1 protein-coding gene is annotated in these 520 nt (G+C 64.2%); it reads right to left on the bottom strand.

Going from position 1 to position 520, the window contains the following annotated elements; all coding sequences use genetic code 11:
- The coding region (locus D473_RS25375) for a glycosyltransferase family 2 protein (protein ID WP_033354014.1) at window positions 1–520 on the bottom strand (520 nt) is incomplete at both ends.

The raw sequence follows: 520 nt of genomic DNA, 5'->3' as shown, positions 1-520 counted from the left end.
TCCAGTGGGGGTCGGCGGTGGAAGCGTCGAACAACGCCCCCGCACGCCCGGCCGCCACCTCCGCACACACCCGCTCGGCCGAATACTGCTCCGGATCCCAGTCCACGAAGAGCTTGTGCCCCAACACCGCCGCATAATCCAACCGGTGATGCCACCGCAACTGCGACTCCACATGCTCCCGAAAAACCAGCATGTCCGCGTCCAACCGCAGCACCACATCCCCCGACGAAGCAGCCACACCACAATTGACCGCGTGCGCAGAACCCCACGCACCCTCCGAAGAACGAATCAACCGCACATTCTCCGGAACCACCGGACCCAACACCAACGGCTCCGCAGACCCGTCATCGACCACCACGACCTCGAGAAGACGCGAGGGATAACTCTGCGCCGCCAACGACGCCAACACCAGATCCAACTTCCCCTGATGCCCATGCGCCGGCAACACCACCGACACCGACAACCACGGCTCCCACTCCCCCAACCCAGGCACGACCACCGAACCGTAATCGTTGCGCAC

It is taken from the genome of Nocardiopsis xinjiangensis YIM 90004 (genome assembly GCF_000341145.1).
Lineage (GTDB): Bacteria > Actinomycetota > Actinomycetes > Streptosporangiales > Streptosporangiaceae > Nocardiopsis > Nocardiopsis xinjiangensis.
Note: the sequence above shows the minus strand (reverse complement) of the source record. Positions and strands in the feature narration are given on the sequence as shown.